16 protein-coding genes are annotated in these 15,849 nt (G+C 60.3%); 13 read left to right on the top strand and 3 right to left on the bottom strand.

The window, feature by feature from the left end:
* Positions 1-444: 444 nt before the first annotated feature.
* From P792_RS30950 to spt, 4 genes are all read left to right on the top strand, one after another.
* Positions 445-1,575 (top strand): CDP-glycerol glycerophosphotransferase family protein, encoded by a 1,131-nt coding sequence (locus tag P792_RS30950; protein ID WP_031241099.1) that lies wholly within the window; start codon positions 445-447, stop codon positions 1,573-1,575.
* A gap of 81 nt (positions 1,576-1,656) precedes the next feature.
* A complete protein-coding gene (locus P792_RS30945; RefSeq protein ID WP_023979235.1) occupies positions 1,657-3,396 on the top strand; it encodes a fatty acyl-AMP ligase in 1,740 nt (579 codons plus the stop codon).
* Positions 3,397-3,544: 148 nt separating this feature from the next.
* Positions 3,545-3,796 carry an acyl carrier protein gene (locus tag P792_RS30940; protein ID WP_023979234.1) on the top strand — a complete coding sequence of 84 codons (252 nt, stop codon included), beginning with the start codon at positions 3,545-3,547 and terminating at the stop codon, positions 3,794-3,796.
* A gap of 5 nt (positions 3,797-3,801) precedes the next feature.
* Positions 3,802-4,995, top strand: coding sequence for a serine palmitoyltransferase (spt, locus tag P792_RS30935; protein WP_031241097.1), 1,194 nt, complete (start codon positions 3,802-3,804; stop codon positions 4,993-4,995).
* 79 nt (positions 4,996-5,074) lie between these two features.
* Here spt and P792_RS30930 read toward each other — a convergent pair whose 3' ends face one another.
* Both P792_RS30930 and P792_RS30925 read right to left on the bottom strand, forming a co-directional pair.
* Positions 5,075-6,040 carry a hypothetical protein gene (locus P792_RS30930; protein WP_023979232.1) on the bottom strand — a complete coding sequence of 322 codons (966 nt, stop codon included), beginning with the start codon at positions 6,038-6,040 and terminating at the stop codon, positions 5,075-5,077.
* Complete coding sequence (locus tag P792_RS30925; RefSeq protein ID WP_023979231.1) at positions 6,033-6,992, bottom strand: diacylglycerol kinase family protein; 960 nt, start codon at positions 6,990-6,992, stop codon at positions 6,033-6,035. Before P792_RS30925 ends, P792_RS30930 begins: the two co-directional genes overlap by 8 nt.
* A 167-nt stretch (positions 6,993-7,159) precedes the next feature.
* Here P792_RS30925 and P792_RS30920 point away from each other — a divergent pair, with 167 nt between their 5' ends.
* From P792_RS30920 to P792_RS30895, 6 genes are all read left to right on the top strand, one after another.
* A complete protein-coding gene (locus tag P792_RS30920; RefSeq protein ID WP_023979230.1) occupies positions 7,160-8,095 on the top strand; it encodes a metallophosphoesterase in 936 nt (311 codons plus the stop codon).
* Positions 8,095-9,285: an LptF/LptG family permease gene (locus P792_RS30915; RefSeq protein WP_023979229.1), complete on the top strand. Its 1,191-nt coding sequence runs from the start codon at positions 8,095-8,097 to the stop codon at positions 9,283-9,285. The genes P792_RS30920 and P792_RS30915 overlap by 1 nt, the downstream gene beginning before the upstream one ends.
* Positions 9,282-10,376, top strand: a complete 1,095-nt coding sequence (locus P792_RS30910) for an LptF/LptG family permease (RefSeq protein ID WP_023979228.1) — start codon at positions 9,282-9,284, stop codon at positions 10,374-10,376. Before P792_RS30915 ends, P792_RS30910 begins: the two co-directional genes overlap by 4 nt.
* 104 nt (positions 10,377-10,480) lie before the next feature.
* A complete protein-coding gene (locus P792_RS30905) occupies positions 10,481-11,200 on the top strand; it encodes a sterol desaturase family protein (protein ID WP_235075483.1) in 720 nt (239 codons plus the stop codon).
* Positions 11,197-11,955 (top strand): nucleotidyltransferase family protein, encoded by a 759-nt coding sequence (locus P792_RS30900; RefSeq protein WP_023979226.1) that lies wholly within the window; start codon positions 11,197-11,199, stop codon positions 11,953-11,955. Before P792_RS30905 ends, P792_RS30900 begins: the two co-directional genes overlap by 4 nt.
* A gap of 10 nt (positions 11,956-11,965) precedes the next feature.
* Complete coding sequence (locus P792_RS30895; RefSeq protein ID WP_023979225.1) at positions 11,966-13,039, top strand: glycosyltransferase family 4 protein; 1,074 nt, start codon at positions 11,966-11,968, stop codon at positions 13,037-13,039.
* Here P792_RS30895 and P792_RS30890 read toward each other — a convergent pair.
* The gene (locus P792_RS30890) at positions 13,013-13,339 is read right to left on the bottom strand and encodes a hypothetical protein (RefSeq protein WP_152530226.1); all 327 of its coding nucleotides are present in this window, start codon (positions 13,337-13,339) and stop codon (positions 13,013-13,015) included. The genes P792_RS30895 and P792_RS30890 overlap by 27 nt on opposite strands.
* Before the next feature lie 50 nt (positions 13,340-13,389).
* On the opposite strand from P792_RS30890, the gene P792_RS30885 reads away from it, so the two are divergent.
* The 3 genes from P792_RS30885 to P792_RS30875 all read left to right on the top strand — a co-directional run bounded on the left by P792_RS30885 (position 13,390) and on the right by P792_RS30875 (position 15,811).
* On the top strand, positions 13,390-13,941 hold the full coding sequence (locus tag P792_RS30885) for an MmcB family DNA repair protein (RefSeq protein WP_023979223.1): 552 nt from the start codon (positions 13,390-13,392) through the stop codon (positions 13,939-13,941).
* Between the two features lie 26 nt (positions 13,942-13,967).
* Positions 13,968-14,792 (top strand): inositol monophosphatase, encoded by an 825-nt coding sequence (locus tag P792_RS30880; protein WP_369794247.1) that lies wholly within the window; start codon positions 13,968-13,970, stop codon positions 14,790-14,792.
* A 167-nt stretch (positions 14,793-14,959) separates the two neighbouring features.
* Entirely contained in the window at positions 14,960-15,811 is an 852-nt protein-coding gene (locus P792_RS30875; protein ID WP_023979221.1) for a lipid-binding SYLF domain-containing protein, read from the top strand.
* The last annotated feature ends 38 nt before the right edge of the window (positions 15,812-15,849 follow it).

Here is a 15,849-nt window from a genome sequence, read left to right as displayed (position 1 = left end):
TGAACGGGCTTTTAGACCCCACACCCACACCCGTCAACACATAATTTCAAAAAAATGACAGCACGCCCTGAAAAAGAGCGCCAGGCAGGGAACTCTCCCTCGGTCGCAACGAAGCGTCATAATTTGTGTGTTGTGGAACGAGGCCTCTATATCACTAATCATCTGCGATGCGAGACCTCGCTGGAAAGCATGCCGCACCCCGCTTGAAAAAACGGGTCGACATGATGCCCCTTAACATCCTCAGCGTTGCGTCGATTGCCAAAATTTAAGCAAGCGTTCCATCACGTTTCCAATATCTGCTCTTGTATCTGGCAAGCAGAGGCACAAAAACCTGCCCTACGTTGTTGGATCCCGTTTTTCGCACCGACCCGCAGGACGTGAGGAGATTGTACGATGACATATCACACTACCCTGACGAACCTTGGTAACTGACACCCGATCATGCTGAAAATCGCTTTCCCCTATATCGCTCAGCCTCATCAGACGCTCCATTCGCTCCCGATTGCGATGGAAATTGCATCACGTCATGATGATACGGAGGTCCATGTCGCCTGCACCACAGAGGCTCATCTTGATTACGCCAAGACTCTGAGTGCGCTCTACCCCAATGCAAAGGCGCGCTTCGATCTTCTCAAGATGCCGGAATTCCTCCGCCGTCGCATTGAGCATTCCGGCCCCGGCGTATTGGGGAAGATGGCCAGCCTCTTTTTCAATCGGGAATATTTCTCACGCTTCGAGGCCATAGTCGTGCCAGAGCGCACCTCGCTCTATCTGCGTCGCATGGGAATTCGCAAGCCGAGGATGATCTGGACGCGTCACGGCGCCGGAGATCGCGCGATCGGCTTTGCCCGCGACGTCAAAGAATTCGATTTCGTGCTCCTGTCGGGAAAGAAGATCGAGGAGCGTCTGCTGTCCCAGGGTGCGATCAGCCCCGGGCGATACTACCGAGGCTCCTACGCGAAGTTCGATATTGTGCGCCGCATGGCTCGTAGCCGGCCAGCGCTCTTCGATAACGGCAAGCCGATCGTTCTCTATAACCCGCATTTCTCCAGTAAGTTGTCCTCATGGCCGCTACTGGGCGAAGCCGTGCTTGAATATTTCGCCAATCAGGATCGCTACAACCTAATATTCGCCCCGCATTATCGTCTGTTTGACAAGCACCGTCAGGAAGGCGAGCAGCTTGTGTCGCGTTTTGCCCACCACAATCATATCCTGATCGATCCGGGCAGCCCACGCAGTATCGATATGACCTACACGATGGCTGCCGATATCTATCTCGGCGACGTCAGTTCGCAAGTCGCTGAGTTTCTTGTGCGCCCGCGCCCTTGCGTTTTTCTCAATGCCCATCATGTGAACTGGCAGTCGGACCGCAACTACCATTTCTGGAATCTCGGGCAAGTGCTCGACGGCATCGATCCGCTCACGACAGTGCTCGAGACGGCTGTGACAAAACATGACGAATTTCTTGAGGCGCAACGCCAATATATACTAGAGACGTTCGAGTTCAGCGATGACGGCCCGACAGCGCCGGGCGCTGCGGATGCAATCGTCGATTATCTCCGTAACGCCGCGTAACCCATACGCATGGATTGCCTCAGGGTTTCGCCTTGGGTGCAGTGATCATGACAGAGTGAAAAGCAGAGCAGACCAAACGATATGACGCCCAACGAAACGCCCGTTCCTACTGCATCGAACCAGAAGCGCCGCCACGGCGATTTTCCGACGTTCAGCGCTGCCCTGGATTATGCGGCGCAGGGAACGGCGGGGTTCAACATCTATAATGGTCGCGGCCAGCTCATCGAGGCCCTGCCCTACCGCGTCCTGCGTGATCAGGCGATTGACACCGCCCATCGCCTGATCGGCACCGGGCTCAAAACCGGCGACCGCGTTGCCATCGTTGCGGAGAGTGACGGTGATTTCGCACGCATCTTCTTCGGTTGTCAGTACGCAGGCCTTGTGCCGGCGCCCCTCCCCCTTCCCATCGCTTTTGGTGGTCGCGAAGCCTATATTGGCACGTTGCGGGGCATGGTGAGCGCCTCTGGCGCACGCGCCGTTGTTGTGCCGGAACTGATCGGTTCCTGGACGCAGGATATCATCGAAGGGCTCGATCTGGCCTTCGGCGGTTCTCCAGCCGAATTGCTGCAAAGACCGGCTGCAAGCGAGCCGCTGCCGGTTATCGATACGAATGACCTGTCCTATCTTCAGTTTTCTTCGGGCAGCACGCGCTTTCCGATGGGTGTTGCCGTTACCCAGTCTGCCGGGATGGCCAATGCCCGGGCTATCGCCCGTGACGGCCTGCAAGTAACCGAGACAGGTGATCGCTGCGTATCGTGGTTGCCGCTCTATCATGATATGGGGCTCGTCGGGTTCTTCCTGACGCCCATGACATGTCAGCTCACTGTCGATCTGCTGCCCACGCGTGAGTTTGCTCGTCGCCCGCATGTCTGGCTCGATCTGATCAGCCGCAATCGCGGGACGATCGCCTATAGCCCATCCTTTGGCTATGAGCTTTGCGCGCGTCGTCCGGTCTCCGGCGATCTCGATCTTTCCTGCTGGCGTATCGCCGGCATCGGCGGAGATATGATTCGCCATCATATCCTGGAGACGTTCTCCGAACGCTTCGCCGCATATGGGTTTGACGGTCGCGCCTTCGTTGCCAGCTATGGCATGGCTGAAGCCACCCTCGCCATCAGCTTCGCGCCTCTCAACACAGGCATCGCAACCGATACGATCGACTTGCGCACGCTGGAGACCGAAGGCGTAGCGCGCGCATCCAACGATCCTTCCCATGCTCTTCGCACTTTTGTGCTTTGCGGCGTCGCCCTGCCAGAACACGATGTTCAGGTGCGCAATGCCAAGGGCGACCTGCTGGAGGAACGCCACGTTGGTATGGTCTATGTTCGTGGTCCCAGTCTGATGCGCGGCTATTTTGGCCGTGATACCGAAACGGCTGAAGTGCTTGATGACAAGGGATGGCTCAACACGGGTGACCTTGGCTACATGCTCAACGGGCAGGTGGTCATTACAGGCCGCGCCAAGGACCTGATCATCATCAATGGTCGCAATATATGGCCGCAGGACCTTGAGTGGTCGGCTGAGCACGAAATCACGTCCCTGCGGTCACGCGATGTCGCTGTGTTTGCCGTTGAAGAGGAAGCTGGCGAACGCGTTGTGGCACTCGTGCAGTGCCGTGCGACCAATGACGACGACCGCGCTCGCCTGCGCGAGGAGACGATGGGCCTTTTCCGTCGCCAGCACGGCGTTGATGTAGACGTCATTCTCGTGCCGCCTCATACCCTGCCCCAGACATCGTCTGGCAAGCTGACGCGAGCCCGGGCAAAGGCCATGCTTCTCGCTGGTCAGTTCGAGACCATGACCAGCAGCACCGCAGCCTGACAAACATGCCGGAGCCTCATCCAAGGTTCCGGCACCTCGTTCAGGGCTTCGGAGAAACTGCCCCCTCTGGCCTTCCTTTCAAGCCTGACGCATAAGACGCTTCATCTGGGGTGCTTGTCACCCAACCGCCAAAAGCCGGAGAATTTTGATGACCGATACGGTCGCCTCCATCACTGCGATGATCATCGACAAGCTTCTCGCCAATCCGAAGGTGCCACGCGACATCAACGGTGACAGCAAGATTGTCGAAGATCTCGCTTTCGACTCACTGGCCGTCATGAATTTTGTCATGGAAATCGAGGATGAACTCGATGTTTCCGTGCCGCTAGACAAGCTCGCCGACATCCGAACGATCCACGATCTTGCCGTGTGCCTCTCAAGCCTGAAATCGGGTGGTTGATCCTCGTGACCGATATTTTTGCCAAATATGCAGGCCTCAAAGCCGCCGCCGCTGGTCTGACCGCCAAGTCGCCGCGCAACCCGTTCGGTGTCGTCATCGATCACCCTGTCTCGGCGACGGTCGGCCTGATCGAAGGGCGCGAGACACTGCTGTTTGGGACAAACAACTATCTCGGCCTGAGTCAGTCCCGTGCCGCGGCAGAAGCCGCAATTGAGACGGTCAGGCGCGAGGGCGTTGGCACGACAGGTTCACGCATTGCCAACGGCACCTATGCCCTGCACCGCAAGCTGGAAGCCCATCTGGCTGAAGTGTTCCGCCGCCGTCACTGCATGATTTTCTCGACGGGATATCAGGCCAATCTCGGCGCGATCTCTGCTCTGGCAGGCAAGGACGACATCCTGCTGCTCGATGCGGACAGCCATGCTAGCATCTATGATGCGAGCCGCCTCGGTTACGCCCAGGTCATACGCTTCCGCCACAACGACCCGGCTGATCTCGACAAGCGCCTGTCGCGCCTGAAAGACCACCAGGGCGCAAAACTCGTTGTGGTCGAGGGCATCTACTCCATGACCGGCAACGTCGCGCCCATGCGCGAATTTGCCGAGGTCAAGAAGAAGCACGGCGCCTATCTCCTGGCAGATGAAGCCCATTCCTTTGGTGTGCTTGGCGAGAACGGACGCGGCGTGGCTGAGCGCGATGGCTGCGAAGACGATGTGGATTTCGTGGTTGGCACGTTCTCCAAGTCGCTTGGCACCGTGGGCGGTTACTGTGTTTCGAATCTCGAAGGGCTGGAGCTTATCCGTCTCTGCTCACGTCCCTATATGTTCACGGCGTCGCTTCCGCCAGAAATCATCGCCTCCACACTCGCCGCGCTGGATGAGATGCAGGCCCGCCCCGAACTGCGCAAGCAGCTCTATGCCAATGCCGAGCAGCTTAATCATGGCCTGCACAAGCTGGGTTTAAAGACCAGCCCGCATGTCAGCCCGGTCGTTGCCGTAACACTGGAGACGGTGGAGCAGGCCCTTGCTTTCTGGAACCGCCTGCTCGAACTGGGCGTCTATGTAAATCTTTCACTGCCGCCCGCGACGCCGGACGAGCATCCGCTGCTGCGTTGTTCTGTCATGGCTGTTCATACGGCTCAGGAAATCGATAAGGCACTTGCCGCCTTCGCTCAGGCCAAGGCAGAGATTCTGGGCTGAAGATCGTTCACCACGGCGTTAAAAAGGGAGGCCAGTCTGTCACTGGCCTCCCTTTTTTTATCTCAGCGAGCCTTTGGCGTCAGCCCTTCATCCCCTTGAGGAAGATCCCTCTGGCCCGCCACAACAGGCTAGGCAGGCAGATGAGCGGGTGACGCGCCTCGAAGGGCGAGAGTGCAAGACGAAAACCGCTATGTCGCTCGATTTTCCACGCGAGATAGGTCGCCCCATCGCGGAAAGTGAAGGCCGCCTTTACCAGACGAGCGATATTACGCCATCGTCCGCGTCGCGCCATGCGGGCCCAACGTTTGCCGGCACGGATCCGGGCAAGTCTAGTCAATCGCGGCCTCAACTGGCCTTCCCGCTCGTCGAATTTCAGCTGGCCTAGCGTCCATGCATCGCGTGTGAGAGCTGCATACCGGCTTTCGAGCCCCTGCATGATGGTTGAACCACGGCTCTCATGCTCGACCCGCAATTCGGCGCGATAGGTCCGACTGAAGAGAATGCGCCACCACTCGGCGGGCGCATGCGTACCCTCACCCAGACGTGCGGCCCAGCCAGAAGCGGTCACAACGGCACGGCGCAGCACATCGAGAAGTGCCTCGGCGGAATCCGCATCGCGCACCCAGACAAGCCGTACAGGCTGGCAGAAGCGCGCCCAGAGCGTTGTATCCTGAGAACGTGGCGAAACACGGGAACGGAATTGCGCCAAGGTAATCAGCGCGACCTTGGCCCGCAAAATCTGACCCTCAACCTCATGCTCGGCATAAAACACATTCGGTGGAAGCAATGCGTTGCCGAGCAAGGCCAATGGAGGAGCTGGCCAGTCTGACAGGCGCTCGAGCACGATATAAAAGTCAAAAAGCCCGTCAGGATCGAACTGGCGCAGCCCCGAACCGTAGAACAGGACCCCGAGCGGGCGCGTGGTCCCGAGTATATGAGCCACCAGCTGGTGGATACGCGGGTCAACCAGGGTTGTCAGTTCGCCAATCAGCGTCCGGTCAAGCAGGGTCTCGGTCTCGACCGGACGTGCCGCATGGTCAGTCATGCACAAAGCCGAACTGGGGCCCTTCGGAAAGAAGGATACGATGTTTTGCTCCGGGCGCAAAGCGCTCACCATCGAGCACGAAATCCCCCGCGCAGGTCAGGACCATTTGGCTGGCGCGTCCGCTCATGTAGTCTCCGCTCTGGCGCAGCCACGAAGGAGCGCGCCCCCGCAGCAGCGACCAGGTCGCCTGAAGCAGGCGGCGGGGATGATCGGCCACATGCAGATAGTGCAGCCCTTCGGACCTCGCCTTGCCGCTGTTCCAGAATGGCCAGATGCCCAGATCCAGCTTTTGCAGCGCGGTCGAGAGAAACAGGAAGCTCTGACCGTCAGCGAGGGTTTCGCCATCGCCCTCGAGCGCGAAGCGATCTCCCGTCAGCCAGGTCTCACGCTGCCGGCGCCAGAGCAGGCTGCCGAACGCGCCCACCAGCGTAACGGCCACAGCGAGATTATGCGGCGCGTAACGCAGCACATGCGGGGAATGGGCTATTGCAATAGCACGCGCATAGCCGGAACTGCCCTGAAACATGCCAAGGCGCGCTTCATGCTCGTTTTCCGGCCATGAAATCTTGAGCGGGCGTCGATTGGTGCGTGGAAGCACGTCGCCATGGTTCCAGAGCTGGCGCAGGGCGGCGATCCCGCGATGCGTGAACCCGACGTCACGGGCAATCAGATTGGTGTTGCCGGACGGAAAGATGGCGAGATCAGGCAACGCGCCTTCCGGATAGGCGCGCATGACGGCCGTCATGACGTCGCTGACTGTTCCATCACCGCCATTGATCGCAATCAGCCGGACATTGCGTCGCGCGAGATCCTCGACCATCTCGGTCATCTCGTCATGGGAAGCCGGGACAAGAAACCCCTCCCCCAGAAGCTGATGCGCCTGTCTGGCAAATTTCCTGCCATCGCGCCTGTTCTTGCGACTGCGTGGATTATGGATCAGGGCTAGGCGCACGGCAGTATCATTTATGTTACGGTCAATCCTCTGGCCCGACGCAACTTCGGGCGTCCGCCTTGCGCGGCGCCATAGCATGACTTACGCAGCGGGACCAGAAACCGATTGGTCATTTTTGGATTTTGCCGGTATCGGCCTTTGACCTGTGGTGACGAGGAGAGAGGCAGATGACCGGAAACAGCGATACGTCACCAGTGGTTCTGGCCCATCTGTCGGATGTTCACCTCCCCCCGCCTGCCCCCCTGCCGTCATGGCGTGCTTTCACGAACAAACGCGCCCTGAGCGTCGCTTCCTGGAAGCGCCACAGGGTGCATCGCCACCGACCCGAGCTTGCGACTATCGTGCGCGAGGATATCGTCGCCGCCGCTCCGGATCTCGTTCTCAATACGGGCGATCTGACCAATTTCGGACTGCCGGAGGAATGCGCCGCAGCGGCTGACTGGCTCGCCTCCATGCCGGCCCGGACGCTGGTGGTGCCCGGCAACCATGATGCAATGGTCCGCTCGAAATGGCCGGACCATGCCGGGTTATGGTCAAAGTGGATGGAAGACACCGACGAGACCAGCTTTCCGTATTGCCACATCCACGGCAATGTGGCGGTCATCGGGCTGAATTCCGCAATCCCGACACCACCCTTCATGGCTTGTGGGCGCATCGGCAAGACGCAGCGCGAGAAGCTGGCTCAACTTCTGGACGAGACAAAGATTCTTTGCCGCGTGGTCATGATCCATCATCCGCCACGGGCCGGGCTTGTTCCGTGGCGCAAATCCCTGCTCGATCACAAGGTCGTTGCTACAGTCATCGCCCAGCACGGAGCCTCGATTGTCCTTCACGGACATTCGCATGACGCTACGCTCGCAACGGTCCCGGGCAGCGAAATTCCTCTAGTTGGCGTTCCATCAGCATCCCTGCTGTCCTCACGCCCCTGGCGCCAGAGCGGCTGGAACAGAATCGCCATTACTCCCACGCAGGAAGGCTGGACCATCGACCTGCAAACCAGACAGTTCACGAGTGATACCGGCTGGCGGTGCAGCCGCCATCGGCGCTGGCAGCAACATCCGGAACAGCATGGTCAGATCATGAAGGCGAATGAGCCAAGATAATGCGCCTCCCCCATTTTCCCACGCTTGATCGCTATCTGCTGGCCCAGCTCGTTCCCCCCTTCGTGGTGTCGCTGGCGGCGGTCCTCGCCGCACTGCTTCTGGAGCGGCTTCTCGTCCTGTTCGATGACCTCGCCGCGGAAGGCAGTTCCCTGGCGACCTTCGTGGCCCTGCTGACAGATCTGCTGCCGCATTATCTGGGCCTCGCCCTGCCTGCTGCCCTGTGTGTGAGCGTCTTCCTGATCATCCGGCGCATGAGCGACAACAACGAGATTGACGCCCTGATGGCGAGCGGCGTTTCTCTTTTACGTATCGCTCGCCCCTATATGTGGACCGGCGTTGCGGTCGGCTGCGGCAGTATTCTGCTCTACGGCTATATCCAGCCAGTTGCTCGCTACGATTTCCGCTCAGGTTTCTATTACGCGGCTCATTCGGGTTGGGCCCCCCACCTGCAGGCTGGCATGTTCGCGACAACAGCGGATGATTCCATGCTCACCGCCGATCGCGTGACCCGTAACGGTACCGTCCTGCATGAGGTGTTCATTCGCCAGAGAGAGCCTGATGGCGCCGTCAGAATCATCACCGCCCATCGCGGGCTGATCACCGCCGTGCCTTCCCTCAAACAGACACGCCTTGACCTGTGGGATGGGCTGATTGTCTACGACCCGCGTGATGGCAGCAACAAGGCCACACAGACCCGCTTCGACCACAGCATGAAGGTGTTCGACCAGAGTCATGATACGGCGGTCTTCCGCTCGCGCGGCATTGATGAGCGTGAACTGACCCTCGTGGAGCTGGCAACCCGGCTCGAGGCGTCCCATCAATCCGACAACCAGAACGGAAATGGTGGCATCACCCGCTCGAGCCTGCGTGCGGAGCTCGATTTCCGTCTTGCGCGTGCGCTTGCCATACCGTTCATCCCGCCGCTCGCTGTAGCGCTGGCGATTGGTGCCAAAAGACGGCGCCCGATCATCGGGCTGATCGCCCTTGCCCTCGTACTGGTCGGGTTCGACCATACGCTGCAATTTGGTCACGGTATGGTGGCAACGGGCAGAATGCGCGGCTTCTACGCCATATGGCTGCCCGAGATCGCCTTCTGTACGATCTGCCTCGCCTCAATTTTCAGACGCTCGCGTGGATCGTGGCGACGCCGCAAGGCCATTCCGCTCGGCCCGGCAAAGGCCACATCATGATCCCGCTCAATCCATCGCGCTCCGTGCTTCTGATGCATCTGACCAGAAGCTTCATCGGGCGCACACTGATCTGCGGGGCCATACTCGTCTCGATGATGGAGATCCTCGGACTCCTTGAGATGACGACGCCCATACTGGAGCGCCATCTTGGTGCCCTTGGGCTGGTCCGTTATGCCCTGCTGAAATTACCGGCCCTGACCGTACAGACCCTGCCACTCAGCACCCTCATCGGCGCGTTGTTCATGCTTATGCAGATGACGCTTGCAAGCGAGATGGCCAGTCTGCGCGCCGCCGGTCTGTCGACCACAAGGCTGCTGACACTCCTATTGCCCTCCATAGGCATCATCAGTGTCGCGGGGATTCTCACACAGGAAATCATCGCGCCACGCACCGAGCTTTCTCTCGCGAAATGGTGGAACCAGACCGATCCGAAAGCTGCCGGAAGCGGTCATGGTTTCTGGTTTCACGCCTCGGGCAATGTCATTCACATCGACAGCTTCACAGAAGGCGGTCGCCGTATCCAGAAAATCGCGGTCTACCACCGCGCCAATGGGGGTGATCTGACCGCTACGGATACCGCACCGGAGATGGTTTACGACACCCTCACTGGCTGGCGCGCTGCCTCGGTGCGCAGCCTCGTCCTGAAAAGCAACCGCGTGGAGACCACCTTGCGGCAGGACGTGTCGCTGCTGCCAGCCCGCGTGACACCGGATACGCTGATCCAGCTCTCGCAGTCCTATCCGGTTCTTTCCTGCTGGTCGCTATGGACCATACTGCATCGTGGCGGTGCCTCCAGCCTGCCTAAGGCCACCTATCGCATGGCGCTTTTTGCGCCTTTCACCCTGCCGGTTTCGCTTTGCGCCATGCTGTTTCTGGCGCTGCCTGTCATCTATATTCCCCCCCGCACAGGCACCCGTAGCCTCCTGCCCATTGCGGCGCTGGCTGCGGGTTTTGGTTTCATCGTGTTGCAAGGCCTGATACAGGCTCTTGGCAATGCGGGGACCTTGCCTGCGTTAATTGCCGTCACGGCGCCTCCCGCCCTGGCATTCCTCCTTGGAGGGGCATGGATAGTGAAGATGGAAGAGAAATGAGTACGTTCAATTCTGAACACTCGGAAGGCTTCTGGCGCGCCTTCTGGAACGCCCGGAAAAACCAGGGCTCACTCCGCACGGGACGAAGCTTCGATCTGGGAAAGATGAGTCTGCCCCATCTCTGGATGGCCTATCTCACCTACCCCACCATTCTGCTCTATTTCGCGCTCATTCTGACTTCAGCTGCCGCCGCGCTCTGGTTTGGTCCGAAGGCTGCACCGACGCTGATCACCATCGTTCTGGTGGTGGGCATCTACCCGTTTGCCTGGTACGCCATCCATCGCTTCATCCTCCACGGACGCTGGCTGTATCGCAATCCGCTGACTGCCTCGCTGTGGAAGCGCGTCCATTTCGACCATCATCAGGACCCCCATCTCCTTGATGTGCTATTTGGCTCACCGCTCAACACGATCCCGACCATCGCCATCATTGTCATGCCTATCGGCTGGGCCATCGGCGGTATCAGCACGGCATTTGCCGCGCTCTTCACGGGCCTGGTCATGACCTGCATCTATGAGTTCTTTCACTGCATCCAGCATCTGGCCTACAAGCCGCGCTGGAACTGGGTTGCGAAAATCAAGCAGCTGCATGTCCTGCATCACTTCCATGATGAGGACGGCAATTACGGCATCACGAACTATGCTGCCGATCGCCTGTTCGGAAGCTTCTACAAGGACGCCCGCGCCCGCCCCCGCAGTGCTCATGTATTCGACCTCGGCTATGACCTTGAGGAGGCACAGCGCTATCCCTGGGTGATGAAGCACACGGGCGCCCCGCCCAAGCAGCGCCCCGACGGCGCCCGGCGTGGCAGCGCCGCCTCGTGACACTACCCGCGCTGGTTCTTGCAGGCTCACGCGACGGGGCACAGGACCCGCTCGCCCGGCTTGGAAAGGTCGGGCACAAGGCCCTGCTGCCGGTCGGCGGTCGCCCCATGATCGACCGCGTGCTGAGCACCCTCGAACAGACAGACGGGATCGGCCCTGTTTCCGTCAGCATCGAGGATCACGCAGCCCTACGGACACTCGAACGTCCTTTCACCTGCCTGCCCACTGCAAGCGGCCCAAGCGGCAGTGTCGCGCTGGCACTCGAGGCGCTCGGCACACCGCTCCTGATCACGACGGCAGATCATCCGCTGCTGCGCCCCGCATGGATCACCGCCTTTGTGCGGGAGGCCAATCAAAGCGATTGTGATCTGGCTGTTGGCGTCGCCCTGAAGGCGACGATCGAGCGCGATGTCCCCCATACCAGACGCACCTATATACGTTTGCGTGACATGAGGTTCTCAGGCTGCAATCTGTTCCTGATGCGCACGCCAAAGGCGCGTGCCGTCGTCACATTGTGGCAAAGCCTGGAACGCGACCGCAAACGCCCGCTCAGAATGGCGCGCACACTGGGCTATGGCATCCTCCTGCGAGCATTATTGGGCCGCCTGTCCAGCGCGGCCCTCGTGGCCCGCATTAGCCAACTGACCGGTGCAAAGGTCGCGCTGATCCCAATCGATGACGGTCGTGCCGCTGTCGATGTGGACAAGCCGCAGGATCTCGAACTGGTCGAAATGCTCCTGGCCCGATCCGCTTGAGCATGGCCCCATGAAAATTGCCTATGTCATCAATTCGGTCGAGGGGGGCGGCGCCGCCCTGCCGGTTCCGGCCATCACGCAGGTCATGCGCGATCAGGGTCACGAGGTTATCGTGCTTGCCCTCACCCGCCGCGATGGCCGCGCCATCAGGCCCATGATTCAGGCTGGACTGACCGTGCATGTCCGTGAAGGCGGCAGGAAGGACCATCTGGCCGCCCTTGCCTGGCTTGATCGCGAGATTGGCGAGCAGCGACCCGACCTCATCTGGACCTCCCTTACACGCGCAACCCTCCTCGGGCAGCTCGTCGGGTTAAGGCGTCGTATCCGGGTGGCCAGTTGGCAGCACTCCGCGCGGCTCAAACCCGCCAATGCACGGCTTTTGCGGCTCATGCGCGGGCTATCCCGTCTGTGGATTGCCGATTCCACCTGCGTCGAACTCGAAACCGAAAAGAAGCTGGGGCTTGGCGCCGATCGACTCACCTGCTGGCCTATCTTTCGGGCAAGCAGCGACTTCCCACGCGCCGTACCGTGGTCGGAAGCCGGCCCCATACGGATCGGCTCGCTTGGGCGGCTCCATCCGGTCAAGGGCTATGACGTGCTCTGTGCGGCCGTGAAGCTGCTCGGCAAGATCGAAGGTCTGCCGGAATACGAAGTTCATATCGCGGGCGAGGGCGAGGAGCGTGACCGCCTTGCGGCCCTCATCGCTCGTGACAGGCTGCCGATCGTCCTGGACGGCTATAACGCTGACCCAAGGCAGTTTCTGGCAACCCTGCACCTCTATGTGCAGCCCTCACAATGGGAGGGGCTGTGCCTTGCGGCGCATGAGGCGCTGCTTTGCGGCGTGCCGGTCATCGCCTCCGAGGCCGGTGAATTGCCGCATACCATCACGCAATCCTGTGGCCGGATCATTCCCCCGAACGACCCGGAGGCGCTGGCGCTGGCGCTGGCCGGGTTACTGCGTGAACCCGGCCAGCTGGCTGAGATGGGCGAAACCGGTCGGGCCCGTGTTCTCTCGCGTTTCGATGCGGCCTCGTTCGATCGACGGGGTGCAGAGATTCTAGCGCGACTCGAAAGCACTCTGTGACCGCGTCTGGGTCAGATGCCCGGAGAGGCGGAAATCCATCTGGGCAAAGACCACAGAAGCAACCAGCAGCAGGATCCACACCATGCGTGGCGCAGCCTGACGCTCAAAAAACGTCGCTGCCCCAAAGGCAATGAGCGCCAGTAGATCGAGCGCAAAGTGCATCCGCTCATCAAGATGGCCGCAGAAATACCCCAGCAGGAACAGGAAAACGCCAAGACCTGCTGCACTCAGCGCTTTCTCCCGGCGCATAAAGGCAACGAGCGGCATAACCCTGTCCGACATCTCGCGTTTATCAGACAAATCTTTCTCCAGAAGGACGTGAGTGCGTAGCTGATGATGAGTAACGGCAAGTGAGCGATACGCAAAGTCCTGCGCTCGATGATCAGGCGCCCCCGCTCGATACCCAATCAGCCCTCACCCTGCCTGAAACGCAATTTGCCATACGGCGCGCCATGCTCGGGCTATGCCGCACCATGCGCTGGGCCTGCATCAACGAGTTTTCGTTGCCGGCAGCAGGTCGGCGGGCCGACATCATGGCGCTGACGCAGGACGGGATGCTGCATTGCATCGAGATCAAATCCGGACCTCGCGATTTTCTGACTGACCGCAAATGGCCTGAGTATCGTGACTGGTGCGACCGGCTCTATTTCGCAGTGGATCAGGCCTTTCCGCGTGATCTGATCCCGCAGGATGTCGGGCTGTTCGTGGCCCATCTGCCCGAAAGCCCCTCAACCATCCTGCCGGAATGTGCCATGATCCGGGAAAGCCCGCTCTCGAAGCTGGCGACCGCCCGCAGGAAGACCCTGATGCAGCTTTTCGGCCATGGCGCCGCGCTGCGCCTCATGGCGCTTGAAGACCCTGCCATGACGGCATCCCTTCGTGCGGCCCGACGTGTCGAATAAGGAGTATCTGCATGACCACCCCCGCGATGAGCGTTACCCATTCGAGTGATTCTGGTACGAATCTCGAGCGCATGATTGCGCAGCGTCTGGAAGTCGCTCGTGCGGTTGTTGCCGATGCCGCCGCCCTTGCCATGGCCATGCGCCCCCCACCGGGCGGCCCGACCGGCACCACCAAGGGTATGCAGGATTACGTGACCGAGGCCGATATGGCGGTAGAGGCACTGGTCTCCCGTCGTCTGGAAACGCTCTTCCCCGAAGACGGCTTCATGGGTGAGGAAGGCGGTCGACACAGACAGGGCGGCCTGACCTGGGTGATCGACCCGATTGACGGCACTTCGAATTATGCGCGTGGCCGTGAGCGCTGGTGCGTTTCTCTCGGCCTGATGCACGGCGATCTGCCCGTAGCCGGGGTAATCAACGCTCCGGCTCTGGGCGAAATCTATACAGCCCAGCGCGGCGTGGGCGCCTGGATGAACGGCCGCAAACTTGTCGCCTCACCTGTAACAGACCCGAAAAGCGCCATGGTCGAAATGGGCTGGAGCGCCAAGGTTTCGCCGGAAACCTATGCCCGTCATGCACAGGCTTTTCTTGAGCTGGGCATCGCTCCACGCACTGGTGCCTGCGGCGCCCTCGCCCTCGCCGATGTCGCCTCGGGCCGCTGCGATGGCTATCTGGAAATCGCCATCAATCTGTGGGACGTCGCGGCAGCGCTGGTCCTGCTTGCAGAGAGCGGCGCGCGCGTCTCGCCCTTCCTGCGCGATGGCGGCCTGACCGGGGCAAGACCCATTCTGGCCACAGCTCCGGGCGTGGCTGAGGCCATTGCAGAAGCAGCCGGGATGGAACTGCTCTGATCGTCTCTTGCCGTCACCGCATGATCTGAACCATTCTCACGCCATAATTGCCGCTCAGGAAACAAGGCTTGTCGTACCCGTCTCGGGATATGCCGACCCTGTTTTCCTGTTCGGGTGTTCCCGGTCCGGGCTCGCCCTGCCGGCTCCAGATATGAGGCCCCTACCCTATGGTTTCTTTTCCCTGCCGACTCGTCGCCTCGACGGTACTTCTGGCATCGGGCCTGAGCGCCCTGCCTGCCATGGCCGCATCGAAGCAGCAGGCGCTGGTCGATCGGGCAACGTTGGCTGTTCAGGACATTTTTCAGGGGACTAACCCCAATTCGCGGGCGCAGCGTTATCTGGCCAAGGCCCGCGCTGTGATGGTCTGCCCATCGGTCTTTCGCATGTCGATCGTATTTGGCGGCGCAGGTGGCGGCTGCCTTCTGCTCTCGCGCGATGCTCGTGGCTCATGGTCCGATCCTGCTTTCTACACCCTAAGTTCGGCCTCGATGGGTATTCAGCTTGGGGTGGAAAGCTCGGAGCTGATGTTCTTCGTCATGTCTGATCGTGGCTTGCAGGCCCTGCTCGACAGCCAGTTCAAGTTCAGCGCAGGGGCCTCGGCGTCATTTGCCAATATGGGCAGTGGCATCGAGAGTGGCTCGGCAGGCGCTTCGAACACCGATATACTCGCCTTGCAGAAATCCTCGGGACTGTTTGCCGGCGCCTCACTGGGGGGCTCGAAACTGACAATCGACAGCAGCTCGAACCGCGCCTTCTATAACCAGCCAGTCGGCCCCGAGGATATCGTCATCTCAATGCGGGTGAACAATACGGGGGCCGATCCCTTGCGCCGCGTTCTGATGCAGGTGGTCCAGCAGCAAGGCAGCACGCCCGCCACCGGTAGCGCCGCAGCAACGAGCTCGGCAACCACCAGCAGCGCTGGGAGCAGCCCCTACCCGGCCAACTATGACAGCCACAAATCCTATGCCAGCCAGTCACATGGCGCGATCAAGAGCGAGTCTCTCGCCGCACCGAAATAAGTACCGTATTTGAGTTGCCAGGGTTTCCACTGCTGGGC

This window comes from Asaia sp. SF2.1 (assembly GCF_000505765.1).
GTDB classification, from domain to species: Bacteria; Pseudomonadota; Alphaproteobacteria; order Acetobacterales; family Acetobacteraceae; genus Asaia; species Asaia bogorensis.
Note: the sequence above shows the minus strand (reverse complement) of the source record. Positions and strands in the feature narration are given on the sequence as shown.

Coding starts and splice junctions, on each gene's coding strand:
- P792_RS30945 (WP_023979235.1), top strand. CDS start 1,657: ATGACGCCCAACGAAACGCCCGTTCCTACTGCATCGAACCAGAAGCGC.
- P792_RS30940 (WP_023979234.1), top strand. CDS start 3,545: ATGACCGATACGGTCGCCTCCATCACTGCGATGATCATCGACAAGCTT.
- P792_RS30930 (WP_023979232.1), bottom strand. CDS start 6,040: ATGACTGACCATGCGGCACGTCCGGTCGAGACCGAGACCCTGCTTGAC.
- P792_RS30920 (WP_023979230.1), top strand. CDS start 7,160: ATGACCGGAAACAGCGATACGTCACCAGTGGTTCTGGCCCATCTGTCG.
- P792_RS30915 (WP_023979229.1), top strand. CDS start 8,095: ATGCGCCTCCCCCATTTTCCCACGCTTGATCGCTATCTGCTGGCCCAG.
- P792_RS30910 (WP_023979228.1), top strand. CDS start 9,282: ATGATCCCGCTCAATCCATCGCGCTCCGTGCTTCTGATGCATCTGACC.
- P792_RS30905 (WP_235075483.1), top strand. CDS start 10,481: ATGAGTCTGCCCCATCTCTGGATGGCCTATCTCACCTACCCCACCATT.
- P792_RS30895 (WP_023979225.1), top strand. CDS start 11,966: ATGAAAATTGCCTATGTCATCAATTCGGTCGAGGGGGGCGGCGCCGCC.
- P792_RS30880 (WP_369794247.1), top strand. CDS start 13,968: ATGAGCGTTACCCATTCGAGTGATTCTGGTACGAATCTCGAGCGCATG.
- P792_RS30875 (WP_023979221.1), top strand. CDS start 14,960: ATGGTTTCTTTTCCCTGCCGACTCGTCGCCTCGACGGTACTTCTGGCA.